The organism is Microvirga sp. BSC39 (genome assembly GCF_000739015.1).
Taxonomy (GTDB): domain Bacteria; phylum Pseudomonadota; class Alphaproteobacteria; order Rhizobiales; family Beijerinckiaceae; genus Microvirga.
Genome location: NZ_JPUG01000057.1, coordinates 14,410 through 40,532, shown reverse-complemented (window position 1 = coordinate 40,532; position 26,123 = coordinate 14,410). Strand labels below are relative to the sequence as shown.

20 protein-coding genes and 1 pseudogene are annotated in these 26,123 nt (G+C 67.6%); 18 read left to right on the top strand and 3 right to left on the bottom strand.

All coding sequences use genetic code 11. The annotated features are described in order from the left end of the window. From MA07_RS30075 to MA07_RS09195, 18 genes are all read left to right on the top strand, one after another. The coding region (locus MA07_RS30075; protein WP_036349751.1) for a hypothetical protein at positions 1–180 on the top strand (180 nt) is incomplete at its 5' end. Continuing rightward, entirely contained in the window at positions 177–878 is a 702-nt protein-coding gene (locus MA07_RS09275; RefSeq protein WP_036349748.1) for a hypothetical protein, read from the top strand. The genes MA07_RS30075 and MA07_RS09275, both read left to right, overlap by 4 nt. Next, positions 875–2,212: a DUF4255 domain-containing protein gene (locus MA07_RS09270; protein ID WP_036349745.1), complete on the top strand. Its 1,338-nt coding sequence runs from the start codon at positions 875–877 to the stop codon at positions 2,210–2,212. Before MA07_RS09275 ends, MA07_RS09270 begins: the two co-directional genes overlap by 4 nt. Then, positions 2,209–4,095, top strand: a complete 1,887-nt coding sequence (locus MA07_RS09265; protein ID WP_036349743.1) for an ATP-binding protein — start codon at positions 2,209–2,211, stop codon at positions 4,093–4,095. The genes MA07_RS09270 and MA07_RS09265 overlap by 4 nt, the downstream gene beginning before the upstream one ends. Next, positions 4,092–4,340, top strand: a complete 249-nt coding sequence (locus MA07_RS09260) for a hypothetical protein (RefSeq protein WP_036349740.1) — start codon at positions 4,092–4,094, stop codon at positions 4,338–4,340. The genes MA07_RS09265 and MA07_RS09260 overlap by 4 nt, the downstream gene beginning before the upstream one ends. Further along, complete coding sequence (locus MA07_RS27670; protein WP_081928870.1) at positions 4,337–6,253, top strand: DUF4157 domain-containing protein; 1,917 nt, start codon at positions 4,337–4,339, stop codon at positions 6,251–6,253. Before MA07_RS09260 ends, MA07_RS27670 begins: the two co-directional genes overlap by 4 nt. Then, on the top strand, positions 6,250–9,858 hold the full coding sequence (locus MA07_RS30440; RefSeq protein WP_036349737.1) for a DUF4157 domain-containing protein: 3,609 nt from the start codon (positions 6,250–6,252) through the stop codon (positions 9,856–9,858). The genes MA07_RS27670 and MA07_RS30440 overlap by 4 nt, the downstream gene beginning before the upstream one ends. Positions 9,859–9,877: 19 nt before the next feature. Then, positions 9,878–10,534, top strand: coding sequence for a hypothetical protein (locus MA07_RS09245; protein ID WP_036349735.1), 657 nt, complete (start codon positions 9,878–9,880; stop codon positions 10,532–10,534). After that, positions 10,531–10,899 (top strand): hypothetical protein, encoded by a 369-nt coding sequence (locus MA07_RS09240; RefSeq protein WP_036349733.1) that lies wholly within the window; start codon positions 10,531–10,533, stop codon positions 10,897–10,899. The genes MA07_RS09245 and MA07_RS09240 overlap by 4 nt, the downstream gene beginning before the upstream one ends. Further along, the gene (locus MA07_RS09235; protein WP_036349729.1) at positions 10,896–12,023 is read left to right on the top strand and encodes a hypothetical protein; all 1,128 of its coding nucleotides are present in this window, start codon (positions 10,896–10,898) and stop codon (positions 12,021–12,023) included. The genes MA07_RS09240 and MA07_RS09235 overlap by 4 nt, the downstream gene beginning before the upstream one ends. Beyond that, a complete protein-coding gene (locus MA07_RS09230; protein WP_036349726.1) occupies positions 12,020–12,535 on the top strand; it encodes a phage baseplate assembly protein V in 516 nt (171 codons plus the stop codon). The genes MA07_RS09235 and MA07_RS09230 overlap by 4 nt, the downstream gene beginning before the upstream one ends. A 14-nt stretch (positions 12,536–12,549) precedes the next feature. Beyond that, on the top strand, positions 12,550–12,870 hold the full coding sequence (locus MA07_RS09225) for a hypothetical protein (protein ID WP_036349723.1): 321 nt from the start codon (positions 12,550–12,552) through the stop codon (positions 12,868–12,870). A 2-nt stretch (positions 12,871–12,872) separates the two neighbouring features. Beyond that, positions 12,873–13,235: a GPW/gp25 family protein gene (locus MA07_RS09220; protein ID WP_036349719.1), complete on the top strand. Its 363-nt coding sequence runs from the start codon at positions 12,873–12,875 to the stop codon at positions 13,233–13,235. Then, positions 13,232–15,763: a putative baseplate assembly protein gene (locus MA07_RS09215; RefSeq protein WP_036349716.1), complete on the top strand. Its 2,532-nt coding sequence runs from the start codon at positions 13,232–13,234 to the stop codon at positions 15,761–15,763. Before MA07_RS09220 ends, MA07_RS09215 begins: the two co-directional genes overlap by 4 nt. Beyond that, positions 15,760–18,534, top strand: a complete 2,775-nt coding sequence (locus MA07_RS09210) for a baseplate J/gp47 family protein (protein ID WP_052002990.1) — start codon at positions 15,760–15,762, stop codon at positions 18,532–18,534. Before MA07_RS09215 ends, MA07_RS09210 begins: the two co-directional genes overlap by 4 nt. After that, entirely contained in the window at positions 18,531–20,717 is a 2,187-nt protein-coding gene (locus MA07_RS09205) for a hypothetical protein (protein ID WP_036349714.1), read from the top strand. The genes MA07_RS09210 and MA07_RS09205 overlap by 4 nt, the downstream gene beginning before the upstream one ends. Positions 20,718–20,732: 15 nt before the next feature. After that, a complete protein-coding gene (locus MA07_RS30070) occupies positions 20,733–24,068 on the top strand; it encodes a DUF6519 domain-containing protein (RefSeq protein WP_036349712.1) in 3,336 nt (1,111 codons plus the stop codon). Between the two features lie 16 nt (positions 24,069–24,084). Further along, a complete protein-coding gene (locus tag MA07_RS09195; protein ID WP_036349709.1) occupies positions 24,085–24,615 on the top strand; it encodes a hypothetical protein in 531 nt (176 codons plus the stop codon). A gap of 132 nt (positions 24,616–24,747) precedes the next feature. Here MA07_RS09195 and MA07_RS29565 read toward each other — a convergent pair. The 3 genes and pseudogenes from MA07_RS29565 to MA07_RS28770 all read right to left on the bottom strand — a co-directional run. Beyond that, positions 24,748–24,981 (bottom strand): annotated as a pseudogene (locus MA07_RS29565) (IS6 family transposase); the annotation flags it as partial. Between the two features lies 1 nt (position 24,982). Further along, entirely contained in the window at positions 24,983–25,588 is a 606-nt protein-coding gene (locus tag MA07_RS09185; protein ID WP_152568796.1) for an IS630 family transposase, read from the bottom strand. 183 nt (positions 25,589–25,771) lie between these two features. Further along, positions 25,772–26,047: a helix-turn-helix domain-containing protein gene (locus MA07_RS28770; protein WP_081928868.1), complete on the bottom strand. Its 276-nt coding sequence runs from the start codon at positions 26,045–26,047 to the stop codon at positions 25,772–25,774. Positions 26,048–26,123: the final 76 nt, after the last annotated feature.

The window sequence follows — 26,123 nt, the reverse complement described above, 5'->3', positions numbered from 1 at the left end:
GGCTGGACGGCCGGCTTCGATATCGGCGCGCATTTCTGGACTGAGGTCGAGGCCGACGCCCGACGCCTTCTCAGCGAAGTGGCGGCGCTGGCCGAGCGCTTCGGCTGGTCGGAAGAGGCGCTGCTGACGATGCCCGCAAGCCGGCGGCGGGCCTATCTCGAACTCGCGAGGGTGACGTGAGCGTCCTCGCCCGCCTTGCGCTGCGCGCCATCGGGGTCGCAGGCCCGGTACGGCCCCGCATTGGCGGGCTGTTCGAGCGTGGGGCGCCCGGTGCCGCCATGGACGAAGGCGTGGACGCCGTCGCATCCGCGCTTCCGGCAACCCCCGTAACGCCTTCCGTGGTGGTTGCCGTGGCGCAGGGCGAGTCGCCCGGAAGCGCTCCCGTCCCGCCGATGATCTATCCTGCGAGCGCCATACCCGACGCCGGGCAGGAGCCGCGCGCGACCACACTTGCAACCACGCTCGCAACGGCGGGACCTCTTTCGGGGCCGCGCCCCGGGATTCCGTCACCTCCTAGGCAACGTGCTCGGCCCGGCGAGGAGATCGGGACGTCCCTCGCCGCTCCCGCCCGGCCCGCATGGACGCCAAATAAGCCTCTCGCTCCCGGGGTGGCCGATGCGCCGGTCGGGGCAAAGCCCGTCACAGAGACCCAGGCCTATCGCCCGCTGCTGCCGGAATTCTTCGCGACGCGCGGGTCCGCCCCACCTGTCGAGCTGCGGGCCGAGAGCGTGAGTCGCGACCAGACCGCGCTCCATATTTCCATCGGCCGCATCGAGGTGCGCGGCGGGCCGGAGCGACAGCGCCCCGCTCCCATCCCGAGGCCGGGGCCCCGGCTCATGTCCCTGGAGGACTATCTCGCCAAGGGGCGTCGCCGATGAGCAACGCCCTCGCCATCGCCTCCGTCACGCGGCTCCTCATGGACCTTTTGAATGACACCATGGTGAATGGCGACGTCAGCGGTGGCATCGGCGCGGACGTGATCGTCACCGCCCTGCCTCCGGACCGCGTGCTGGAGCAGCTGGGCGAGAACCGGCCCAGTCAGCTGAACCTGTTCCTGCACCGGATCACGCCGAACCCGGCGCTCACCAACACCGACCTGCCTACCCGAGACGCCCGCGGCCAGATCACGAACCGTGCACGGCTCGCACTGGACCTGCACTACCTGCTGACGGCCTACTCCACCCAGGAGCTTCAGGCCGAGATCCTGCTCGGCTATGCCATGGAGATGTTCCACGAGACGGCGATCCTGCCGCGGAACATGGTGCGCGCCGCCCTTGAGGGCAACGTCAACGGCGCGATCCTGCCGCCGGCGTTCCAAGATACCGACCCGGCGCGGCTCGCCGATCAGCTCGAGCTCATCAAGATCACGCCTCAGAACATGTCCCTGGACGACATGTCCAAGCTCTGGACCGCCATGCAGACCCACTATCGCACCACCGTGGGGTACATGGTCTCCGTAGTGCTGATTGAGCGCGAGGCGCCAAAGCGCACGCCCTTGCCGGTGCTGTCGCGAGGGGCGGTCGACCCGGTCACGAACCACGACGCCGGCGTCATCGTTCGGCCGGAACTCGCGCCGACCGCGCCCATCCTGACCCGGCTCTCACTGCCGGGCGAACGGCCAGCGATCCGACTCGGCGACACGCTGACCTTTCGCGGGCACCATCTGGACCGCGGCGAGCCGCGCGTGCGGTTCACCGAAGTGGAGAGCGGCGCCGTGATCGAGCTCGTCCCGACCGCCGCTCCTGCGCCCGACCGGTTGCAGGTGGAGCTGCCGCAGGGCGCGCCGCTCGATCCGGCCTCGCCGCTCGCCGGGACGGGAGCCGATCCGGGCGCATGGCGGATCGGCCATTACCTCGCCGATGTGACGCTGCGTAATGGCCCGGTCGAGCGAGTGACGAACCGCCTACCGGTGACGCTGGCGCCCCGCGCGTCGCCGACAGCGGCACCGGATGCCGGAGGCGTGCGGATCACCGTGGCATGCGAACCGCGCATCCGGAGCATCCAATCCGTTTCGATCCTCGCCGGTCAGCAGGAGCAGCCCCTTCCGGCCCTGGACGACGACGCGGATGAAGTGGAGGCGGTCTATGCCGCCATGCCCTCCGGGGCGACCCTGCCGGTTCGGCTGCGGGTCTCCGGCATCGACAGCCTTCTCATCGATCCGGCCGCCAAGCCGCCGCGCTTCGATCCGACCCAGCTGGTGGTGACGCCATGAATCACATGCCGCATCAGGACTGGGCCGCGGCAAACCGGCGCCGCCTGGATTTGAGGCTCGAGGCTCTCGCCGCCGCCCTTTCCGGCACGGAGCGTCCGGACGAGCCGGGCGCCGAACTCGAGCCGCCCGCCCGTCTCGACAGCCTCGCAGGGCTCTTCGACCTCAACCGCGTCGATACCATCCTCCTGCTGCTCGCCGTTGCGCAGGAGCTCAACTCCCAGAGCCTGCAGGGTCGGCGGCCGAATGTGGCCCTCGCCCTCCAACTGGGCGGCGAGGAGGTGTGGACCGCGATCTGTCCGCAATCGCCCCTGCGGCGCTGGCGGATGATCGAGCTGGAGGGCGCTGGCCCGTTGCGCGATCGTGGTCTCAAGCTCGACGAGCGCATCCTCAACCACCTGCTCGGCATCGACTACCTGGACCCGCGTCTCGACGGTCTGGTGGCCCCGGCGCCGGAACCGCCCGACCTGTCTGCGGGCGAGGCCGAACTCCTGGAGCAGCTCTCTCCCCTGTGGACCTGCGCGCCGGCTGCCGGCTGGCCGGTGCTGCAGATCTGCGGACCGGGGGATGACGCCAAGCGCGCGGTCGCCGCGGCCCTGTGCGCCCCCCGCGGGCAGCGGCTGTTCCAGCTCTCGCGGTCCGACATCCCGCGCGCTGCCTACGAGCGTCTGGCGCTGGCACGTCTCTGCGACCGGGAGATGGCGCTCATGGACGGCGTGCTGCTCGTCACCGGGGACGGCGCGGAAGAGGAGGACCGGTCCGCCGCCGCCTTCATCGATCTGCTGCTCGGCCCGACGATCGTGGCGGGACGCGATCCCCTGTCCCTGACGCGGAATCGCCGTCTGCGGGCCGATACGTCGCCGCCCGCCGTCGCCGAGCGGCGCGACCTCTGGCGACGGACCCTGGGCGGCCGCGCTCAGATGCTGGGCGAGGGCCTGGATCAGCTCGCGGAACAATTCACCCTCGACGGCGCAGGCGTTCGGGCCGTCGCCGACCTCGCTGCCGAAACGGCCAGCTCGAGGGAAGGCGACCTGTTCGTCCGGCTATGGGACGCAGCGAGGGCGCAAGCCCGGCGGCGGCTTGACGATCTCGCCGAGCGCATCGAGGCCAAGGTGGGTTGGGATGACATCGTCCTGCCGCCCGACCGGCTGGCGCAGCTCGCCGACATCGCGGTCCATGTGCGCCGCGCCCATCAGGTGCATGGCCGCTGGGGCTGGGCGGAACGAGGCGGACGCGGGCTCGGGGTCACCGCGCTATTCGCGGGATCGAGCGGCACCGGCAAGACCATGGCGGCGGAGGTCCTGGCCAACGATCTGCGCCTCGACCTCTACCGGGTCGATCTCAGCCAGGTGGTGTCGAAATATATCGGCGAGACGGAGAAGAATCTTCGCCGCATCTTCGAGGCCGCCGAGCAAAGCGGCGCGATCCTCTTGTTCGACGAGGCCGATGCCCTGTTCGGGAAGCGCTCGGAAGTGAAGGACAGCCATGACCGCTACGCCAATGTCGAGGTCAGCTACCTGCTGCAGAGGATGGAGGCCTATCGCGGGCTCGCCATCCTCACCACCAACCTGAAGAGTTCACTTGACTCCGCCTTCATGCGCCGTCTGCGGTTCGTGATCGACTTCCCCTTCCCGGACATCGGCATGCGCGCCGAGATCTGGCGCAGGATCTTCCCGGCGGACACCCCGTTGAAGGGCGACCCTTCGCGGATGGCGCGCCTGCCGGTGGCGGGAGGCACGATCCGCACGATCGCCATCAACGCGGCTTTCCTGGCGGCGGAGGCGGGCGATCCCGTTGGCGTGAACCACCTCGCAGCCGCGGCGCGGCGCGAATACGCCAAGCTCGACAAGCCGATCACCAATGCCGAGTTCGGAGGGCTCGCATGACGCGCAAGATTTATCTCCGCATCGATCGACTGGTCCTGGACGGCGTCGGACGCATGGACGCCGCGGCGTTCGAGCGGAGCCTTAAGACCGGCATCGCCGAGTCGCTCGGCGCGGCGGTCGATTCCGGCGGGCTTCGCGGTCTCGGTTCGACGGCCGAACTCGACGGCGGGCGCATGGCGAAGCCGTCCGATCCCGCGGCCCTCGGACGGCACATCGGCGGCCGCATCGTCAGGAGCGGCTCATGAGACGGGCGGCGCTGCAACGACGGCCCAGAAGCCCGGAGCCGGCCTTGAGGTCGGCCTTCGGCGTCCCCGTCTGCGCGCCCGAGCGCGAGGCGGAGCAGGTTGCGGACATGATCTCGACCGGAAGGCCGTTGCCGGCACCTCCGTTCGCTCCCCGCGGACTCGGCGCGCTGCGCAAGGCCGCCTCGATCCGGCCCCTCTCCGCCGCCCCGGCGCTGCGCCTCGCAAAAGAGCCGGGCGCCCCGCTCTCCAAGGGCGAGCGCGGTTTCTTCGAGCCAAGGTTCGGACGCGGCCTCGGCGGAGTGCGCGTGCATCACGGGCCGTCCTCCGAAGCGCTGTCGCGCCAGATTGATGCCAGGGCCTTCACGATCGGCAACGACATTTTCTTCGCTCCCGGCGAGTATGCGCCGCAGACCCAACGCGGGCGGCATCTGCTGGCGCATGAGCTCACCCATACGCTGCAGCCGGCCGCCTATGAACGCCTCCATCGCAAGACCCTGACCGACATTCCGGACGCGACGCGCACGAAGCTGCGTGTCTCCCGTCTGGCGCCGCCGCAATCGGATGTCGACGGGTGGATCGCGAACTACTTCAACCCAAAATCCGGAGCGAGAGCGGCGCCGCGCGCCAGGATGGAATTCAGCAACGAAATCACCGACGCCAACCAGCAGGCCGGCCTCAGAGGCATCGCCCATCACCTTGAGCACATGTCGGAGGTTGATACGACGCCCGCCACCGCGACCGAACCGGCGAAGAAAACCAACACTGACCCGACCATGTGGCCCCTCCCCCCGGGCACGATCCTCAACCTCGCGCTCGACCTGCGCCCGCAAGGCGGAGAGCACGCGATCTTCCGGTTCATTCACTACGTCGACGGCCGGGATACCAAGATCCTCGTCGAGAAAATCCATGTCCTCGCGCCTGCAACGGCGGCTGCCGGTGCGGCCGGCCCGACCCAGGCACCGGCGAGTCAGGCCCCATCTCAGACGGCGACCGGCGACGTTACCGTCGGCAGCGTCAAGATCAAGATCGACAGCTCGTTCGGCAACGATCGCGGCCAGCAGACTGTCGATGCCGTCCGTCTGCTTCCCGATCCGATCCGCGCCAAGGTGGACGGCGTCACGTTCTCGTTCATGGGCGGGACGAAGGGACCGGACGGCCGAGCCGGCGACTACCAGGAGGACAAGGATACGGTCCGCGTCTACGGCGACATGTTCACCGCCTCGCCATACCGCATCGGCAAGGGGACGCAGCCCCAGTACAGCATCGTCCACGAACTCGGTCACGCCATCGACCGGCGTCCGCTCTTCGCCGCCCAGCGCGCCCTAGGCAAGGCCGAGGAGACCAAGAGGAAGCTCGAAACGCAGCTGAAGCACCCGCCGATCGACATCAACAGCGTCGATCCTCTGGGCGATCTGTCGAGCGAGAAAAGCCCTGCCCGCCTCGCCGAGGAGAAGCGCCTCAAGGATGCAATCGCCGCGGCGCAGAGGGACATCGACGCCCAGAACGCCGCCATGGCGAAGGCGAAATCCGTCGCCGGCGATGAATTGGGAAATTCGAACCCGAGCGAACAGTTGCTGACCGATTTCGGCAAGGCGCTCGAGGCCGACGGCGTGAAAGCGGTCAAGGACGCCCGCAAGACGAACCGTAAGATCGAAGCCGAGAACGAGCAGGCCGCCAAGGAGAACGAGGCCGACCCGAGCGGAACGCAGAAGCCCATGAAGCCCGCGATCATGACGCTCGCAGGAGGCGTTACGGACTACGCGGCGACGAACCTGATGGAAGCCTTCGCCGAGAACTTCTCGATCTACATCCTCGATGAGGCGCTGCTGAAAGCGATCCGCCCGAAGACTCACACCTTCTTCGCCAAAGCCTTCCCCAAGGCCGTCGCGCCACCTCCCGCGGCAAAGCCATGAGCGCGCTGGCAGCCAGACAGGCGGCCCCGCCCGCCCCGATTCCGGCCCCTTCGCGGCTGCTGCAGCGGGCCTGCGCCTGCGGCGGCTCGGCCGGCCTGACCGGCACCTGCTCGAATTGCGAACACGAAAAGCGGTTCGGAAGCTCCGGCCTGCAGCCGAAGCTGCAGCTCAGCGCACCCGGCGACGTCTACGAGCAGGAAGCCGACCGGATCGCCGACGAGGTTGTCAGCCTGCCGGGCCCCGGGCCTTTCTTAGGAACTAAGGATGATGTCACGGCGGCGGCCCCAGCCCTGCACCGGAAAATCCTCCCGCTGGTCCAACGCCAGGAATCTCCCGGGGAGGACGAGGAAACCCTGCCCGGCCTGAGCGACGACGCGGGAATCGAGACGGAGGCCGCAGGCGAGGAGAGCGACGACGAAACCAAAACCATTCAGCCCCGGCGAATGCCGGACGCGGATGAAGCCGATACTGGCCCTGCCTTCCAGGCCCGGCTTGAGGCCGAGCATATAGGCGGCAGGCCCCTCGCCGAGGACGTTCGGTCCGACATGGAATCCCGCTTCGGCGTCGATCTCGGTCATGTCCGCGTCCATACCGGCGCGCGGTCGGCGGAGCTTGCGCGCTCCATCCATGCGCAGGCCTTCACCCTCGGCAGCCACGTCTATTTCGGGGAGGGCTACTACGACCCCGGCTCGAAGCGCGGGCGTCATCTCCTCGCGCACGAGCTGACGCACACTGTGCAGCAGGCGCGCGGCGCCATGCGCCTGCTGCCCCCCGAAGCGCAGCAGCCCGCCGCTCCGGCCTCGGAGGCGCCGCCGACGGTGCAGCGGTCGGTCGAGGACAGTTTTGTACCGGAGCGGGTGCCGAGCGGCGACCTGGTCCATGCGGAGATCCTGGAGGAGTTGGGCGAGATCAATCCCAATCTGTTCACCGAGGTGAAGATCCCGGGAGCGATGAGCGTCGGCCTGTCGGACAATGCCGGGCGGGCCGACCTCTACATGGATGTCGACGACCAGGGAAAATCCCGCAAGGCTCCCACCACGCCGGCCGTCATCATGATCGGCGACACGCCCGAATATCTCAGCTCCTTCGCCAATCCGAGGGTCAGGAGCACGAAAGGCATCTCGAGGCTGCTCAAGGGCGGCAAGAACTTCGAGCACAAGGCTCTGGGTGCTCCCCGCGGCGTGGAGGAGGGCGATACGGCTTGCGACGACAAGCCGGGCGTGAAGGTCTGCCGTCTCGACAAGGCGCCGAAGCGCATCCTCCTCGGCGACCTGAAACCGCCGCCCTCGCTGGAGAACTTCCTTGGCGGCACGATCCAGATCAGCAACTACGAAAGCGGGATCAGGGATACCAAGGACAGACTGAACGAGTTCATTCGGCAGCACCCGGACCAGGCCGATCCGCTCAATACCACCTGGTCGCCGACGACCGACAAGATCACGAAGCTCAGGATCCCCAAGGTCCGCAACATCAGGTCCAAGGACGCCACGAAGCTACCACTCCGGCTCTACGACAACCGAAAGGAAGATATCGCGATTGCGGATTTGAGGGGGCACCTGGCGGTCTACAAGGCCAAGGAGGCCGGGATCTGGCAGTATGAATGGATCCCAGAGAAGATTCCCGCCAGGCTCAGAAAGGGCGGAACCTCGGAGCGGGTCACCAAGGCGCTCACGCGCCTCAACGAACTCGTCAGGCAGGTCAGGGCTCCTCCCGTCGAGACGCCGGGCGCCAAGAAGGCCCTGCCCGGTGCGCCGCCACGCCGGACACCGACACCACCTCGCCCGGCACCGGCGAGGATCCAGCGCAAGGAGACCTTCGACAAGGACAAATGGCCCGGCGAGTTCAAGACCTGGCAGGAAACCCATGCCGTGCCGCTGCTCGGCAGCGACGCCGTCGGCCCCGTGGGCAAGCTTGGCGTCCAGACGCCGCAGAGCGAGGAGGCAAAGGCGCTTCGGGTCTTCGAAGGCGTGAAGGACCTCAAGTCCCGCGTGCCGGCGGAGGAACTGCCCGCCGATCTGGCGCAGCTCCCGTCCCTGCCCGCGGCCGCCACGGGCGGGATCAAGAAGCTGCAGCTCTGGGCGCGCTGGGGGTCGCTGATCGGACGTCTGCGCGTGGCGATGGGCGGCGTCTTCGTCAAGATCGCCAATCTCTACGAAAAGGCCAAGGAGCGGTTCGATCGGGCGCGCGGCGCGTTCACCGCCAAGGAGCCGAGTTCGGGCGGATCGATCGGCAAGGCGATCGTCTCAGGCGTCTTCAGGGTCGCCACGACGTTCTTCAAGATCCTGGTCGATCGGATCTCAGCAGAACTGAAGCGTTCGATGAAGCATGCCGCGACGGTGATCGTCGAGGATCTGGTGGGCGAGGACCGGCTCAACACGATCGCCGAGGCGAAGGAGGATTTCGAGACCATGGTCGCGGGCGTGCAGGCCAAGGTCGACGCCGAGGTCGAGAACGTCAGGGCGCTCACGGAGCCCTACGAGAAGATCTTCGAGACCCTGTCGGACGTGCAGAAGTCCATCAGCGACATCATGCGGCTGGTCAGCGCCGTGCGCTGGGGCCTGCGCATCATCCAGTGCGTCACCCCGCCGGGCCTCGGATGCCTGAAGCTCCTTCTCCAGGCCGTCGTCGAGGAGCTCGCCGCCAAGGTGATCTCGAGCTGCTGGTTCGTCTTGAACTTCATCAAGCCGATGCTGACGAAGTTCGACATCTTCACGAACCTTCCCGGCCAGATCAGCGGCTTCATCCTTGAGCAGGTCAAGAAGATCGCGGGACTTCTGCCGGTCACCGGAGAAACTCTCGACAAGGCATTCCCGCCCGTCACCGTGCGCACCGGAATGACGGCCACGGACCTCGAGTGCGACGACAAAGTCATCACGCCGGCCCAGCGCGAGATGAACAAGCTCCTCGACAAGTATGGCGAGGCGAAGATCCGGGAAATGATCAAGGTTCTCGAGGCGGCGGGAATGACGACCGACCGCGAGATGACGATCGCCGACGTAAAGATACTGGGCGGCCTCCTCGACAAGATCGAGAGCGGCGAGGTCACCATGGAGGACATCCAAAACGCGGTGGTGAACCTCAAGGCGGGCAAGGGCTCGGGCGTGCCGAACATCGACGACGCCATCAGCCAGCTCAGCGGACTTGGCGGCAGCGGCGGCGGCCACGGTCCGGGTAAGGGTGGGACCGGCTCCGGAACGGGCGGCGGCATCCGCCGGGTGCCCTTCGATCAGGCGAAGACCAAGATCCCGCCCGCCGGGGGAACGGTCGCGGGCACGAAGTACAGGGCGACCGGTAGCAAGCCCGACCATGTGGCGGGACAGGCGGTGACAATCGGACTGGCGGGCTTCGTCAACAATCGCCAGATCGCCGAGATCACCGACGTGCCGGCCACGGTGGAGGAGGTGCGGGACATCACCGTGAAGGGCGTGCCGCACTGCCAGCCTTTCTACAGGATAACAAGCACGATCAGGTTTGACCACGATGTGCCCGGCGTCGGCTCCTTCGTGGCCGATCCCGCCAAGCTGGTACCCGGAACCGCGTTCCCGGTGGCTGGCAACGCTCCGCCCGCTGACGCGCCGCAAAAGAAAGCGGAGCTTGTCCCATGACCAAAGCGGAGCGTGTCCCATGACTGGCTTCTCCCGCTCCCCAAGGCTCGCCAAGGCCGGGCTGGTGCTGATCGACCCAGAGAGCGGGGCGATCGTGCGCATCATCAGCCTTCAGTACAATTCCGAGAAGCTCACCCGCAGCCTGCAGGTCCAGTCGTCCGGGGAGGAGTCCGACCGGAGCCAGGCGCTCAGGCTGAAGGGCCCCGCCGTCGAGACCTTCACCCTGGAGGCGGTCCTCGATGCGACCGACCAGTTGGAGTTTCCCGACGCCAATGCCGCGGCGGTCGAGGCCGGACTCTTCCCGCAGATTGCCGCCATGGAAACTCTCGTTTATCCGACGAGCGCCCAGCTCCGGAAGCAGGACGCGCTGGCGAATGCCGGGACGCTCGAAATTGCGCCGATCGAGACGCCGCTCGCCCTCTTCATCTGGAGCCGCCACCGCATCGTTCCCGTGCGGATCACGCAGATCTCGATCACCGAGGAGGCGTTCGATCCCAACCTCAATCCGATCCTCGCCAATGTCAGCCTGAGCCTGCGCGCGCTTTCCGTGGACGATCTCGGCTTCGCCCACCGCGGCGGCGGCCTCTTCATGGCCTACCTCATCGCCAAGGAGCAGCTCGCCCAACGGGCTCCGGCTGCATCCCTGGCTACCTTCGGCGTCGGGAGCCTGCCATGAGCAACAACCTCGTAGAGACCCTCTTCGGCGCGGGCCTGCTGCCCAAGACCGACTTTCCTCCCGGGAGCCGCTATCAAGGCTCGGCAGTGCGGACGAGACCCGGTCCCGACGGCGCGCCCGTCGCCTATCTGACGCTGCGCTTCTGCCCGGATCCCGCGCGGTTCGCCACGCTCTCGGTCCATCGCGTCGTTGCGGGCGAGCGGCTCGACCAGACCTCGGCCCGGCTGATCGGCGATCCGCAGCAATTCTGGGCCTTGTGCGACGCCAACGGCGCGGTCTGGCCGCAGGAACTGGAAGCCGAGGATTGCCGCGTCCGCCTTACCCTGCCGATCGACGTTCCGCCGCCGAAGGAAGACAACCTGTGATCAAGGGCCTCACCCTTTCCCTGATGATGGGACCCGGCGTACCGCTCACGGCGCCGCGCGGCGTGCTCGACGCGCTGCAGAGCGTCAAGGTCACCGCTGAGTCGAGCGACACTCAAAGTGGCTTCGAGCTGACCTTTCAGATCGAGAAGAACTCGCCGCTGATCACTCTCTTCATGCTCTCCGGCGGCGCGGCGATCCCGTTCTTCCGCGTGCTGCTGATCGCCACGCTCTCGGGCCGTTCCGAGACCCTGATCGACGGGGTCGCGACCCAGACCCAGATCGCTCCCGGTTCCGGCGGCAGATCCGCGACCCTGACCATCCAGGGCAAGGACATGTCGGCCGCGATGGACATCCTGCCCTTCGACGGGCTGCCCTACCCGGCCATGCCGCCATTTGCGCGGGTGGCGCTGATCGTCGCCAAATACGCCTTCCTCGGGCTGATCCCGAAGGTGATCCCGTCCCTCGACGAACCGCCGATCCCGACAGAGAGGATTCCGCGGCAGTCCGGCTCTGATCTCGAATACGTCCGGACCCTCGCCGAGGAGGCGGGTTACATCTTCAAGATGGAGCCCGGTCCGGCGCCGGGACTCTCCTTCGCTTATTGGGGGCCGCAGATCAGCCTCGGCGCGCCGCAACCGGCGCTGACCATCGACAGCGGCCACGCAGACAACGTGGAGAGCCTCAGCTTCCGTTTCGATAAGGACGGCACCGAGATCCCCGTCGTCTTCATCCACAACCAGCTGACCAAGGCGCCCATACCGATCCCGATCCCGGGCCAGATCCCGTTCATGCCGCCATTGGGCCTCGTCCCGCCCCTGCCGCCGAAGGTCACGCTGCTGAAGGACACCGCCCACCTGTCGCCGATCGGGGCGCTGGTGCGCGGCTTCGCCCACTCGGCCAAGCACTCGCAGGCCGTCCAGGGCCAGGGAACCCTGGACGTGATGCGCTACGGCCGGCTGCTGAAACCCGGCGGTACGGTCGGTGTGCGCGGCGCCGGCATCGCCTTCGACGGCGTGCACTTCGTCGAACGCGTGACGAGCAACCTGACGCGCGGCAGCTTCAAGCAGGACTTCGCCCTGAAGCGCAGCGGTCTTCTCCCCACTTCGGAGCATGTGACAGTATGACGGAGAGAACCAAATTCTACGGCAAGTACCGCGGCACGGTCGTCAACAACATCGACCCGATGATGACCGCCCGCATCCAAGCCATCGTGCCGGACGTCTCCAACGTGATGCTGACGAGCTGGGCGATGCCCTGTTTGCCGGTGGCCGGCATTCAGACCGGCATGTACACGGTGCCGCTGATCGGCTCGGGCGTCTGGATCGAGTTCGAGAAGGGCGATCCCGATTACCCGATCTGGACCGGCTGCTTCTACGGATCGGCGGCCGAGGTCCCGGCGCTCGCGCTCACCGTCCCGCCCGTGATCACCGGCATCACCTTCCAGACGCCGCTGCAGAACGGGCTCTCGGTCAACGACGTGCCCGGTCCGCTCGGCGGGATCGTCATGAAGAGCGCCACGGGCGCAACGCTGATCGTCAACGATACCGGAATCTACATCCAAAACGGCAAGGGCGCGTCGATCGTCATGGTCGGCCCTGCCGTCACCGTCAACAACGGCGCGCTGAGCGTCATCTGAGGAGGCGAACGCCCATGCCAGGACCCGTGCTGCATCTCGGCGCCACCGTCCTGTGCTCGCATGGGGGCACGGCGACTCCCACCGCGCCCTTCCCGCGCGTGACGGTCTCCGGCCAGCCGGTGGTGACGCTCGCCAGCCCCTATGTGATCGCCGGATGTCCCTTCGTGACGCCAAGCGGCAACGGGCCCTGCGTGACCGCGCAATACGTCACCTCCGCCGCGCGGGTGTTCGCCGGAGGTGTCCCCGTGCTGCTGCAGGACAGCATGGCGGTCTGCGCGCCCACCGGCACTCCGACGCTCAACCTCGTCGTGCAGCCGCGCGTGATCGGGAGCTGATGATGCAGCTGGATTATCCCTTCCACTTCGACGGGCGCGAGCGGACGGCGGAGACCGGAACCGACGATCACGTCCGTGACCTGATCGAGCAGGTGCTGTTCACCCAGCCGGGGGAGCGCGTGAACCGTCCGGATTTCGGCTCCGGCGTCATGCAGCTCGTCTTCGCCAGCGCATCGCCGGAGGTCGCCGCCACCGCCGAATTCCTGATCCGTGGCGCGCTGCAGCAATGGCTCTCGAGCCATCTCTCCGTCGTCGACGTGACGGTGGAGGCTGTGGAGGCGCAGCTCATCATCCGCATTGACTACGTGGTTCTTGCCACCGGCGAACCGGCAACGGCTTCGTTTCAGCAGGAGGCCGGTCCATGATCTATCACTGCTGCGACGAAAGACGGCGGCGGAGGGTCCGCGAGCATCCCGTCCTGAACGGCATCGACTATATCGAGGTGCTGGACGCCGACGCCGTGCCGCTGGGATCCCCGCGCCAGCGAACCCTGCTGGTCCGGTTCGTCAAGGCCGCGCCCGCGCTCACCGTCGAGAGCTTCGAGATCACCGGGGGCGAGCGCATCGCCGATGTCAGGATCGAGTGGGCGACCCGCGCCAACGCTCCCAACCCGCTCGTCACGACTCCTCTGGAGCAGTCCTTCCTCGTCGCGCTTCCGGACCCGGAGGAGGTGATCGCGCTCCGCACAAGTTCGAGCGGCGACTACTCCACCTACACCCTGCATCTGGTCGCGGCGGCGGGCGCCATCGTACCTCCGGCCAACATCGATCCGCTGCTGGCGCGGGTGGACTTCTCGTTCAAGGTGGAATGCCCGAGCGATTACGATTGCGCGCCGAATGACCTGTGCCCGGAGCCCGCGGAGGAGACGCCGCAGATCAGCTATCTCGCCAAGGATTACACAAGCTTCCGCCGCCTGATGCTCGACCGCATGGCCCAGACCCTGCCGCAATGGAGCGAGCGCAACGCCGCCGATCTCGGCATCGCCCTCGTCGAGGTCCTGGCCTATGTCGGCGACCGGCTGTCCTACGCCCAGGACGCGGTCGCCACCGAGGCCTATCTCGGAACCGCGCGCCGCCGCACCTCCGTACGGCGTCATGCCCGGCTGGTCGACTACGCCATGCATGACGGCGCCAATGCGCGCGCCTGGGTGCAGGTGCGGGTCGGGGGCGCCGATCCGGTTCCGCTTGCACGCGCCGAAACCAAGTTCCTGACCAAGGTCGCGGGCGCCGAGCCTATCGTGCCTCCGCCGGCCGCCGACCCGCTGTTCGAGCGCCTGCTCCTGCAGCGGCCCCTGGTGTTCGAACCATGCGAGGACAAGCAACTCTTTGCGCTTCACAATGAGATGTTCTTCCACGAATGGGGCGAAGGGGAATGCTGCCTCCCCAAGGGCGCCACGCGCGCCACCCTTAACGGCGACTTCCCCGATCTCGCGGTCGGCGATGTCCTGGTTTTCGAGGAGATCCTCGGCCCCCATACCGGCCGCACCGCCGACGCCGATCTGCACAAGCGGTGCGCCGTCCGCCTGGTGCAAGTGGCCGCCGGGCTTGAGGATCCGCTGACCAATCCGCCCACGCCTATCACCGAGATCCGTTGGGCCGAGGAGGATGCCCTGCCCTTCGCCCTGTGCCTGAGCGCGCGCACCGGCCGCGAATTCGGCGAACGGATCGTCGGACCGGTGAGCCGCGCCCTGGGCAACATCGTGCTCGCCGATCACGGCCTGACGCGGACCGGCGTCGCTATCGGGACCGTGCCGGAGCCGCATCTCTTTCTCGCCGCCAATAGCGGCCGCTGCATGCCCGCCGAGCGGGAGGCGGTTCCGCCGCGCTTCGCGCCGATGCTGGCCGAGGGGCCGCTCACCCAGGCCGATGATCCGCCCGCGCCCGAAATTCCGGCCTCCGCCGTGCTGGTCCAGGCGTTAAGCGCCGTGCGGCCGCAGATCGCGCTCGACAGCACGCTTCCCGGAGGCGGCGGCGAGCGCTGGATCGCGCGCCGCGAGCTCCTGAACAGCGATGCCGCCGCCGCCCACTTCGTCGTCGAGGTGGAGGCGGATGGCCGCGCCCGTCTCCGCTACGGCGACGACCGCCACGGCAAGAGGCCGGCGTCTGGCACGGCCTTCGAGGCGGGCTATCGCGTCGGCAACGGCCCGGTCGGCAATATCGGCGCGGATTCCCTCGCCCATGTGGTCACGGGCCTCGGTGAGATCGTGGGCGTACGCAATCCCATGCCCGCGCGAGGGGGCCGGGAGCCGGAATCGGTGGCGCAGGCGCGCGTCGCGGCCCCGCAGGCTTTCCGCGTCCAGGAACGCGCCGTGACGCCGGAGGATTACGCGGCAATCGCGCTGCGCCATCCCGGCGTTCAGCGCGCCGCAGCGACTTTTCGCTGGAACGGGCATGGGCACACTGTCTTCGTGACGGTCGACCGTTTCGGCGCGAGACCGATCACCGAGGAGTTCGAAGTCGAGCTGCTGGCCTTCCTCGAACCGTTCCGCATGGCCGGCTACGACCTCGAGATCGACGCGCCGCATTACGTCTCGCTGGAGATCGAGCTGCTGGTATGCGCCAAGCCCGGCTACTTCCGGAGCGAGGTTAAGGGCGCGGTGCTGCAGGTGCTGGACGACGGGGTGCTGCCCGACGGCGAGCTCGGCGTCTTTCATCCCGACAGGCTGACCTTCGACCAGGACGTCTATCTGAGCGCGATCGTCGCCCAGGTGCAGGCCATAGACGGGGTGGAGAGCGTCACGCCGGTTGTCTTCCGCCGCCAGGGCCAGCCCGATCCGGCGCCGCTCGAGAGCGGTGTGCTGCCGATCGGGCGGCTCGAGATCCCGCGGCTCGCCAACGATCCGAACTTCCCCGAACGGGGCAAGCTCACCGTAACGATGGGGGGCGGGAAATGAACGGTCTTCCTCCGCTGCTCGCCGGCCTGCCCGACCGCGATGTCCAGGATCAGGATACCTGCGGCTGCTGCAAGGGTCTTGACGTCGTCACGCCCCTGCGGCTGGAGAATCGTCCCGGCCTCATCGAGATCGCCTATCGGCCAGGGACCTATGCCGACTTCCGCGCGAGTCAGCTCGCTCGGCTATCCTCGGCGGAAAATGTCGCCCTGCGGCGCTTGAAGAGCCGTGAAACGGACGACTTCTCCATCGCCCTCATCGACGCCTGGTCCTGCGTCTGCGAGGTGCTGAGCTTCTACCAGGAGCGCAACGCCAACGAGGCGTTCCTCGGAACCGCTCTCGAGGGGCGCTCGATGGTTGAGCTCGGGCGCCTGATCGGCTACCGCCTGCGCCCCGGCGTTGCGGCCGGGACGGACCTGGTCTTCCTGCTCGATGACCCGCCGGGCCAGATCGGCAACGCGGTGAGAGGCAAGCTCCCCGCCCCGTCAGTTGCGGTCGACGAGGTCGCCATCCCGTCCCGCACCCGCGTGCAGAGCATCCCCGGCCCTGGCGAGACCGCGCAGACCTTCGAGACGATCGAGGACCTGAACGCACGGGTCGCCTGGGACGCGCTCGTCCCTCGCAAGAGCCGATTCGAGGCGCCGCAGAATGGCGATGTCGGCTGCTGGCTGCAGGGCGTCACCACGAACTTGAAGGTCGGCGATGCGATCGTCATCGTCGGGTCCCAGCGGCTGACGGATGACCCCGGATCTGAGCGATGGGACGTCCGCAAGCTGACCGCCGTCATCGCCGATCCCGATGCGGATCGTACCCGGATCTCCTTCACCCATGCGCTGGGCTCAGTCGATCCGCCCGCGCTGCCTGCCCAGACCGGCCACCGGATCTTTGCCTTCCGCTCGCGGGCTTCGCTGTTCGGCTGGAATGCGCCGCATCCCAATGTCCTCGCGAAGGAAACGCGGGGCCTCTACAAGTTGGTGGATGGGTCGGACTGGACCTTCACGATCGACGATAGCGGGGTCGCGCTGGACGGGATCCAGGACGGCTGGGTGGCCGGATCGCTCGTGGCGCTGACTAGTCCCAGCTATGTCGAGCTGTATGTCGTCGCATCCGCCGTGGACGACGGAGTCGCCAACTATGCGGTCAGCGGCCGCGCCACGCGGCTGACCTTCGACAGTGCGGAGAACCTCGACACATTCGAGGCGGCCTATCGCAGCGTCTCGGTATACGGAAAAAGCGAGGAACTCGCCTTCGCCGAAACGCCCTTCGTCGAGCCGGTGATGGGCGACGCTCTGGTACTGGGCGTCCTCGTTGACGGCCTGATCGAAGGCCGACGCCTGGTGGTACGCGGCAGGCTGGCGCAGGCGCTGGTTGCCGCGGAAGGGATCGAACTTACCGAGGGCGGCGAGACCCATGCCGTGGAGGTCGGAGAGCGCGTCACGCTCATCGCCGCGCCGCGGCAGGTCTCGCCCGGTTCGTCGAGCTACGAATGGCGGCTGCGGGCCCCGGGCGGGTTCGAAGGTGGAGTGACGGCGCCGCTCGCCAGCTTCCGGTTCGTCGAGGCCGAGGTCACGACGCCCGTCGTGGCCGAAACCGCCGTCCTGAATTCGGTCTCGCTCGCCGACGACACCCATTCCAAGCTGAACCTCGACGATCCGCTCGTGCGCGCCTACGACCTCGCCACCGCGCTGATCCACGCCAACGTCACCGCGGCGACCCATGGCGAGACCACCCAGGAGATCGTCGGCGACGGGGATTCCGCCCGCGCCTTCCAGACCTTCCAGCTCAAGCAGGCGCCGTTGACCCATGTATCCGCCGCCAACAAGACCGGCGCGGCCTCGACGCTGGAGGTCCGCGTCAACGACGTTCTCTGGCACGAAGCGCCGACGCTCTACGGCCGCACCGCCGGGGAACGGGTGTTCGAAACCCGGACGACCGACGAGGGCGCGACCGTCGTGCAGTTCGGCGACGGCGCGTCGGGTGCCCGGCCCGCCTCCGGCCGCAACAACATCGTCGCCACCTACCGCAAGGGAATTGGCCGCGCCGGCTCGGTGAAGGCGGGAGCACTGACGACGGCCCTCGATAGGCCGCTCGGCCTGCGCGAGGTGTTCAACCCCCTGGCCGCCGCAGGGGGCGAGGATCCCGAAACGGAGGCCGGAGCCCGCGAGAACGCGCCGATCTCGACCCAGACGCTCGGGCGCGTGGTGTCGCTGCGCAACTATGAAGACTTCGCCAGGGGCTTCGCGGGGATCTCCAAGGCCAAGGCGGATTGGGCCTGGGACGGCGAGGCCCGCCGCATCCTGGTCACTATCGCCGGCCCGGACGGCGCGGCGGTGGACCCGTCGACCGGCGACCTGTTCGACAACCTCGTCCACGCCCTGCGGACGCTCGGCGACCCATTCGTCCGCAGCACGGTCGCCTCCTATCGCCTGGCGACGTTCAAGATCGACCTGACGGTGCTCGTCACGCCGGACCATCTCGAGGAGGTGGTCCTTGCCGACGTCGAGGCTGCGCTACGCGACGCCTACAGCCTGCAACGTCGCGGCTTCGCGCCCCTGGTGACCTCCAGCGAGATTTTCGCCACGATCCACGCAGTTGAAGGCGTCGCGGCAGTGGACCTGAACAAGCTCTACCGCACGGTCCCGCCCGATTCCGAGCCGATCGTGCACGGGCGGCTGCGGGCCCAGCCGGCGCTGCTCACGCCCTCCGGCGACCTGCTGGCTGCCGAGATTCTCGCCCTCGATCCCGCACCCATCGATCTGCAGGTGATGACATGAGGATGTCAGCAGAGAGCCTCTATGCGCTGTTGCCGTCGATCTATCGGATCCGGGACGCCGAGGAAGGATTCCCCTTGCGCGAGCTCCTCGGCGTGATCGCCGAGCAGGCGGCGGTGGTCGAGGAAAACATCGAGCAGCTCTACGACGATCAGTTCATCGAGACCTGCGCCGACTGGGTCGCGCCCTATATCGGCGGGCTGATCGGCTACCGGCCGCTGCACGGCGCGACAGCCGACATCTCCAGCCCGAAGGCCGAAGTCGCCAACACCATCGGCTACCGCCGCCGCCTGGGCACGGCATCGGTTCTGGAGCAGCTCGCCCGCGACGTCACCGGCTGGCCGGCCCGCGTGGTCGAGTACTTCCTCGTCGTCGCCACGACTCAGCGGATGAACCATATCCGGCCCCATCACCATTTCGCGCCGGACCTGCGCGACTGGCGCGGCCTGGAAGCGCTCGGCACCGCCTTCGATCCGTTCAGCCGCACGGTCGACGTCCGCTCCATCGAGCGCGCCGACGGGCGCTACAACCTGCCCAATGTGGGCGTGCATCTGTGGCGTCTCCAGGCCCAGCCGCGCGGCCGCCGGATCCCCGCGCCCGCCACGCGTCTCGACGACCGCCGCCGCCTCTTCAGTCCACTCGGTGCGCCGCTGCCGCTGTTCACCTCGCCGAAATCGGAGACGCGCATCACACAGCTTGCGGGCCCGCTCAACGTGCCTGGCTCGATCAGCAGACGCGTGCTGCATGCGGATCTCACGGGCGAGGACGGCGGAGCCCCGCCGCGGGCGATCTACGGACCGCAGATCAGCGGCGGCGCCTTGGGCGACCTGCAAAGCCTTGTCCTGTTCATCGACGACGTGGAAGTCGGCGCCGACGAGGTGGAATCGTGCAACCTTTCGGATGATGCGGGCGGTTGGGCGAACGTGCCCGCGGCCAACGGCGACCGCGTGGCGATCGACCCCGTCCTCGGCCGCATCGCCCTGCCCCCGGACCGCACCGGCGACGTCTCGGTGACCTACCACCTGGGCTTCAGCGCCGAGATCGGCGGCGGTGAATATGCCCGCGCAGGCGGGTTCTCGGTGCCGGACGCCACCCATCCGCTCCTGCGTGTTCCGAGCGTGGCCCACCCGACGATCCAGTCCGCCCTCGACGCCCTGCCGGCAATGGGAGGCATCGTCGAGATCCTCGACAATGGCCGCTACGAGGAAGCGCTCGCCATCGATATCGGCCCCGGCGCGGTGGTGGAACTGCGAGCGGCGGACGAGTGCTTCCCGCACTTGCGCCTGCCTGTCGATCTGACGGTGCGGGGCGGCGACGATTCCAGCGTCGCCCTCGACGGCCTTCTGATCTCCCACGGCGGCATCGTCGTGCCGGACGGCGGCGGCAATGCGTTGCGACGGCTGACCTTGCGCCACTGCACCCTCGTCCCCGGCCGCGAGCTCAATGCGGCCGGGGATCCGAGCCAGCCGGGCGAGCCCTCGATTGTCATCAATCGCCCCAGCCTCGACCTCGCTGTGGCCTCCTGCATCACAGGGCCGGTTCTCGTCACCCGGGACGCGATGGCCAAGCTGGAAGACACAATTCTCGACGCCGCCGCAGTGGAGCCGCTCGACAGCGCCGAGAGCGTCGCCTATGCCGCGCCCGACGGCGTGGATTTCGGCGGGCCGCTGACGCTGCTCCAGGTCTCGGTGTTCGGCAAGGTCGCCGCCGAGCGCTTCGACCTCGTCTCCAACAGCCTCCTCGTCGCGCGCCCCGCGCCGGGCGACGTCGCGCCCGCCGTGAGAGCTGAGCGCCGGCAGGCGGGCTGCATGCGGTTCTCATTCGTGCCACGCGGCTCGATCACGCCCCGTCGTTTCCGCTGCCAGCCACAGCTCGCCATCGACGAGGCAATCGCGGTGCGGGCGGCGACCCTCGGCGCGCCGGTTCCTGCGCCTGAACGCAACGCCATCGCCGTCAGGGAAGCCCGCCGCGTGGTCCCCGGTTTCGTCTCGCGCCGCTTTGGCCGTCCTGCCTATGTCCAGCTCAGGACCAGCACCGTGCGGGAGATCCGCACCGGCGCCGCCGACGAGTCGGAAATGGGCGCTTTTCACCTAGCCCACGCACCTCAGCGCGAGACCAACCTGCGAATCCGTCTGGAGGAATATCTCCGCTTCTCACTTGAAGCCGGCGCATTCCACGAGACCTAACAGGAGCGGCATAAAATGGGCGGGGATTATAGCCGCAATAGCTTCGACGCCCTGCGCGACTTCGCGGGTGTCCTCATGCAGCAGGGCCACCCAACCCTGGACGCCGACTGGAACGAGTTCGTCGCCATCGTTGAGCGTCGGCTGCGCGCGGAGACCGTGGACATCATCGGCCGTGCGGCGGTGCCCAAGGAGACGCCGACAGGCTTCCAGATCGTACCGGCGGCCGGGCCGCAGCTGACCATCGGGCGTGGCCGGATGTATGTAGATGGACTCGTGGCGGAGAACCACGGCCTGATCGGGCCGGACAACTCGCCGATCTTCGACCGCAGCCGCCTCGACAGCGGCGGACGGGCCGAGGGCGTGCTGGACGAGACGATCTCCCGCGAGCCCGGCGACTTCATCGACTATATGGCGCAGCCCTACCTGCCGGCTGCCCCCGCCCTGCCATCGACGGTCGGCCCGCATCTCGTGTATCTCGACGTCTGGAACCGCGAGGTCACGCCCTTGAAGGATCGGCGCCTGCTGGAGCCTGCGCTGAATGGCATCGACACCGCGACGCGCACCCAGACCGTCTGGCAGGTGCGCGTCCTCGCCGATGTAGGCGCCGACGCCACCTGCGGCGCGGATCTCGCCGCCTGGGACGCGCTCGTCGCCCCATCGGCCGCACGCCTGACAACCGCGACGATCGAATTCGATGATCCAGACGAGCCCTGCCTGCTGCCTCCTGGCGGCGGCTATCGCGGCCTTGAGAACCAGCTCTACCGCGTCGAGCTGCACGTCGGAGGCGCTCTTGGCGATGTCCGGTTCAAATGGTCGCGCGACAACGCCTCGGTGGGCGCCACGATCGAGGCCATCGCCGATGGCAACCGGCTTCAGGTGCGCCGCATCGGACGCGATTCCATCCTGCGCTTCCGCACAGGCGACTGGGTCGAGGTCACCGATGATCGTCGCGAATTCGCCGGCTTCGCCGGCGACCTGCGCCGCGTCGAGGTGGACGAGGATGCCAGCGAACTTCGGCTCGATTCACCGCTCAGTGCCGATCTGATCCCCGGCGGCGGTGCCGACACGACCGCCAGCCGCCACAGTCGTGTGATCCGCTGGGATCAGCACGGCGAGGTCCGGCTCGACGACGGTACGCTCTGGGTCGATCTCGACGCTGCCGGATCCGACGGATCGATTCCCGTTCCGCCCGCCGGGCAGGTCGTGGTGCTCGAAGCGGGAATCACGGTCCGGTTCGACCTTGAACCCGCCGGAGGTCAGGCGAAGGCTCTGGACCATTGGTGCTTCGCCGCCCGCACGGCCGGCGCTCAGATCGAGATTCTCGACCGGGCAGCACCGCTCGGCGTGCATCACCACTACGCCCGATTGGCCATGGTGACGTTCCCGACGGCGGTCGTGGACTGCCGCACCTTTTGGCCGCCGGAGTTCGGCGACGACTGCGCCTGCATGGTCTGCGTCAGCGCCGAGGAACACACTGCCGGGACCTTCACCATCCAGCAGGCCGTCGCCCAGCTGCCGGAGACCGGCGGCACCATCTGCCTCGGCCCTGGGACTTTCATACTCGGCGACACGCCGGTGGTGATCGAGGACCGCGAGTCCATTCGCCTGAAGGGCCACGGCTCGGCCACCTTCCTCGTCTATGCGGGACGCGGCGCGGCCGTGAGGGTGGTCGAGTCCGAGCACATCGAGATCCTCGATCTGGGCGTGTTCGTGCTGACCGATGTGACAAACGCCGGAGAGGTGCCCGCCGCCTTCCTGTTGCGGACCTGCGAGCAAGTCAAATTGCAGCGCAGCATCGCCTTGCTGCTGGCTCGCGAGGGAGGACGTGGCTTTGGCGTCGCCATCGACGGCACCCACAACCGGCTCAAGATCGCCGACAACCTGCTCTTCGCGCCGAGTGCCATCGGCACGCTGGCAGACCCGGAGCGAGAGGAGGGCCTGCGTTACTGTGCCCTGCACGACGTGCTGATCCAGGACAACAGGCTGATGGGTAACCGGGGCGTCGCGCTCGAAGGCCTAGTCATCCACCTGGCGGTCACGCGCATCGTGTTGAACGCCATCGACGCGTTCGAGGCCGGTATCGTCGTCACGGGTACAAGCGCGATCGAAACGGATGACGGCGAGATCACCAGCGACCAACTTGGCCGGAACGAAGCCTGGGGTCCAGGCGGCGTCGCCATCGAGAGCAACACAATCCTCTTGGGCGCGGTGGCCAGCGGCGTCATCAGCGGCGTGCCCAACCTTCTTCTTAAAGACAACGAGATCTCGCGGCTGGGCGGCCAGGAGGGGCCAGAAACGGCGTGTTGTGTGCGCCTGACGGAAGGCTTCATGCCCAAGCTCCAGCCCGACAGCCACATCGTTGGAAACCGCATGGGCCGCGTGTTCGGGTTCGGCATCAGCATCGAGGCGACACAGGCGACGCTCGTCATCAAGCAGAACCTGATCCGCGACTGCGCGACAGGCGGCGTGCGCATGGTGCCCGAGGCGCAAATCGGCTCCCTCGCGTTTGACAACAACATCGTGGAGCATATCGGCGATGGCGCCCGTGACAGGCGCGTCATCGGGGTATCGCTGTCCTCCGTGGTGGACGGCAAGGTGATCGGCAACAGCATCAATCGCATCGGACAGGCGGTCGAGGCAGCCGAGTATGTGGCTGGCCTCGAGGTGCACGGAGCGATGCTGCTCGACATCTCCCACAACGCCATCACCGATATCGGGCCTACGGCGGGTGCGAGGGAGCTCTACGCCATTCGCCTGCACGGTCCGCTGCAGACCGCCGATATCTCGGCCAACCGCCTGATCGGCGTCGCGTCGGCCGCTGAGAACGACCCGATGAGTTGGAGCGGAATCGCCCTCGACGCGCGGCTAGGAGTCGAAGGAGGACTGGTCCCAGGCGGACCTGCGACGGGCGTCAACCGCTTCCCGGCCTTCATGGCGGTCGGGGATCGGCTTCTCTCTCTCACAGCCCGGGGCGTTTCGATCCTTGGGCGCAGGGGCGACGCTCAGATTCGCATCGACGGCAACGTGATCACCGACGCGCGGGCCCGCAGTCAGCTGCCGCTGGTCGTCGTGCTTGCGGGAGGCGAAGGATTGTCAGGCTGCGTCTTCACGGGCAATCAGTGTCGGCGGCTTGCCGCCGCGGGCGTAACGCCGGTGATTTTGCAGGCGCCGCGCCTAGCCGTTGCCAACAACATAGTCCGCCGCGAGAGCGACGCCGATGCCATGGCCTTGCAGAGCGGCACGTTTGGCGGTCCCACCGCCACCATCGTGGGCAACATCACCTTCGGCAACATCCGGCTCAACGGGGTGGCCCTCCCTGCGCCGTGGCAAGCCCTCAACGTCCTAGGCTAATGCAGGAGGTTCCCGCATGCCGGTCAAACTTGTCACCGTGAAGCGCGTGAGCACCGTCTCCGGCCTGGCGAAGTCCATCTTCGGCCTGAGGAACGAGCCGGAGTTGCAAAGGCAGGCCGAGGCGGCACTGCTGAGGGCCAACCCTCATCTGGCGGGCGACGCGCGCTTGGCCTCGGGGTTCACCGTCGTCGTGCCCGAGGTGCCCGGCCTCTCGACCACCGACGATGCCCGCAGGCTGCCGATACGCCCCGCGCCCGTCGACGACCTCGACAGGGAGCGCCTCGCCAAACTTGCCAAGGCCACCGAACGGCTGGCGGTCATTGCCGCACAGGATGGGGAGACTCAGCGCGCGGAGCTGAAGAAGCGCGATTTCATCGCCGTTCTTGCACGCACCCATCCGGATCTGCGCGAAAAGCTGCCCGAGATCGCCGAGGCCGTATCCGCCCACGCCGAACTTATCGTGGTGCGGGCCAAGCAATTCCACGAAGCCGTCCTGCGCGCCCAGGAAGACCAGGAGCGCCGCAGGAAGCGAAGTGGCCCGGGCTAGAGTATCCGTATTGATCAAGCGGGTTTTGCGGGCCAGTTTCGCTGATCTCGCAAGAGCGCATTGGCCAGGATGATGAGGGCATCGTCACATTCCCCGGCGTTCGACAGCATCACGACGAGATGAGCCTCGATTTCAGACGGCAAGTGCCGCACAGGTGATGTCCGCCCATGCCTCGAAGGCTGCCTTTCGAGCACTGCGATAGGTGGTGGCAGTCAACTGATGACGCCGCAGGTGAAACAGATTGCTGATCGGATCATGAGCCGAGAGAAAACGTTGCGCCTGCCCGGCCGACTTGAAGCGCTTCATCTGGCGCTCTTGTCGGCGGGTGGGTTGGTGTGAGTTCTCTGCCCGGTTGTTTAATACCCGCTCAGGGAATTGGTGACGCGGTGAGATACGGGTAGGCCGTCAATGTTGTGAGATGGCCAGTCTCGTCGAGGAGCCGGTTCCAGGCGCGACAGACCGCGTCGAGCACCGCGTCATAGTCGTCGAGCACGCGATGCGAGAGATAACGCTCGCGCAGGTACAGCCAGACGCGTTCCACTGGGTTCAGCGCAGGTGATGCCGGCGGCAGCGGCAAAAGGGTGATGGTGTCCGGCACATGCAAGGCCCGGGTGTCGTGCCAGCCGGCCTGATCCAGCACGAGCACCGCGTGCACGCCTGGCTCAAGCTGCCGCGTGAAGTGCTCCAGGAAGATCGTCATCGCGTCGGCGTTCACCCGCGGCAGAGCCAACGCGAAGGTCTCGTCGGTGCCGGGCCGGCAGGCGGCAAACAGATACAAGCTCTCGAAGCGCTGATCGACCACGCCGGGCGGACGCACGCCGCGCTCATACCAGACGCGGGTCGTGCGGCCCTTCTGGCCAAAGCGTGCCTCGTCCTGGCACCAGAGCTGGAGACGCGCGTCAGGATGCTCCGCCGCGAGGCCCCGCAGCTTTGACGGGAGTTCCTTTTTTGAACGCCGCTTGCGCGGCCGGATTGCCCTTTGGGTGCGAAGGCCGGGTCTTCTGGCGCGACAGGTTCAACCGCTTGAGCAGGCAGGAAAGTCCCCACTGGCTGTAGCTCACGCCATACGTCCGCTCGACATGCTCGCACAGGTCGACCACACGCCAGGCGCTCACTCCATCGCGTTCGGGCTCGGGCCCGCGCAGGATGTGGGCTTTCAGCGCCGCCTGCTGACCAGCCGTAAGCTGCTCCGGGCGGCCGGAGCGATGCCGGTCCTGCAGGTCGCCGGTCCCTCGGCATTGAAGCGCTGGATGGCATCGTGCAGGGCCTGGCGCTCCATGCCGGCCAGCCGGGCGGCCTCCGTTCGGGTCATGCCCTCGAGCGCATTGGCGATCGCCAACAGCCGCAGGCTGGCCCGGATGTTCCTCTCGCGAGTGGCGCGCTGGCGCAAATCCGATGGAGGGTAGTCCTGACGGATCGGGAGCCCCGCCATGGTGGTCTCCTGCAATTGCGCCCCCTGCCATCAGGGAATCATGCCAGCCACATCGATGCAAATCCGAGTCAGCAAT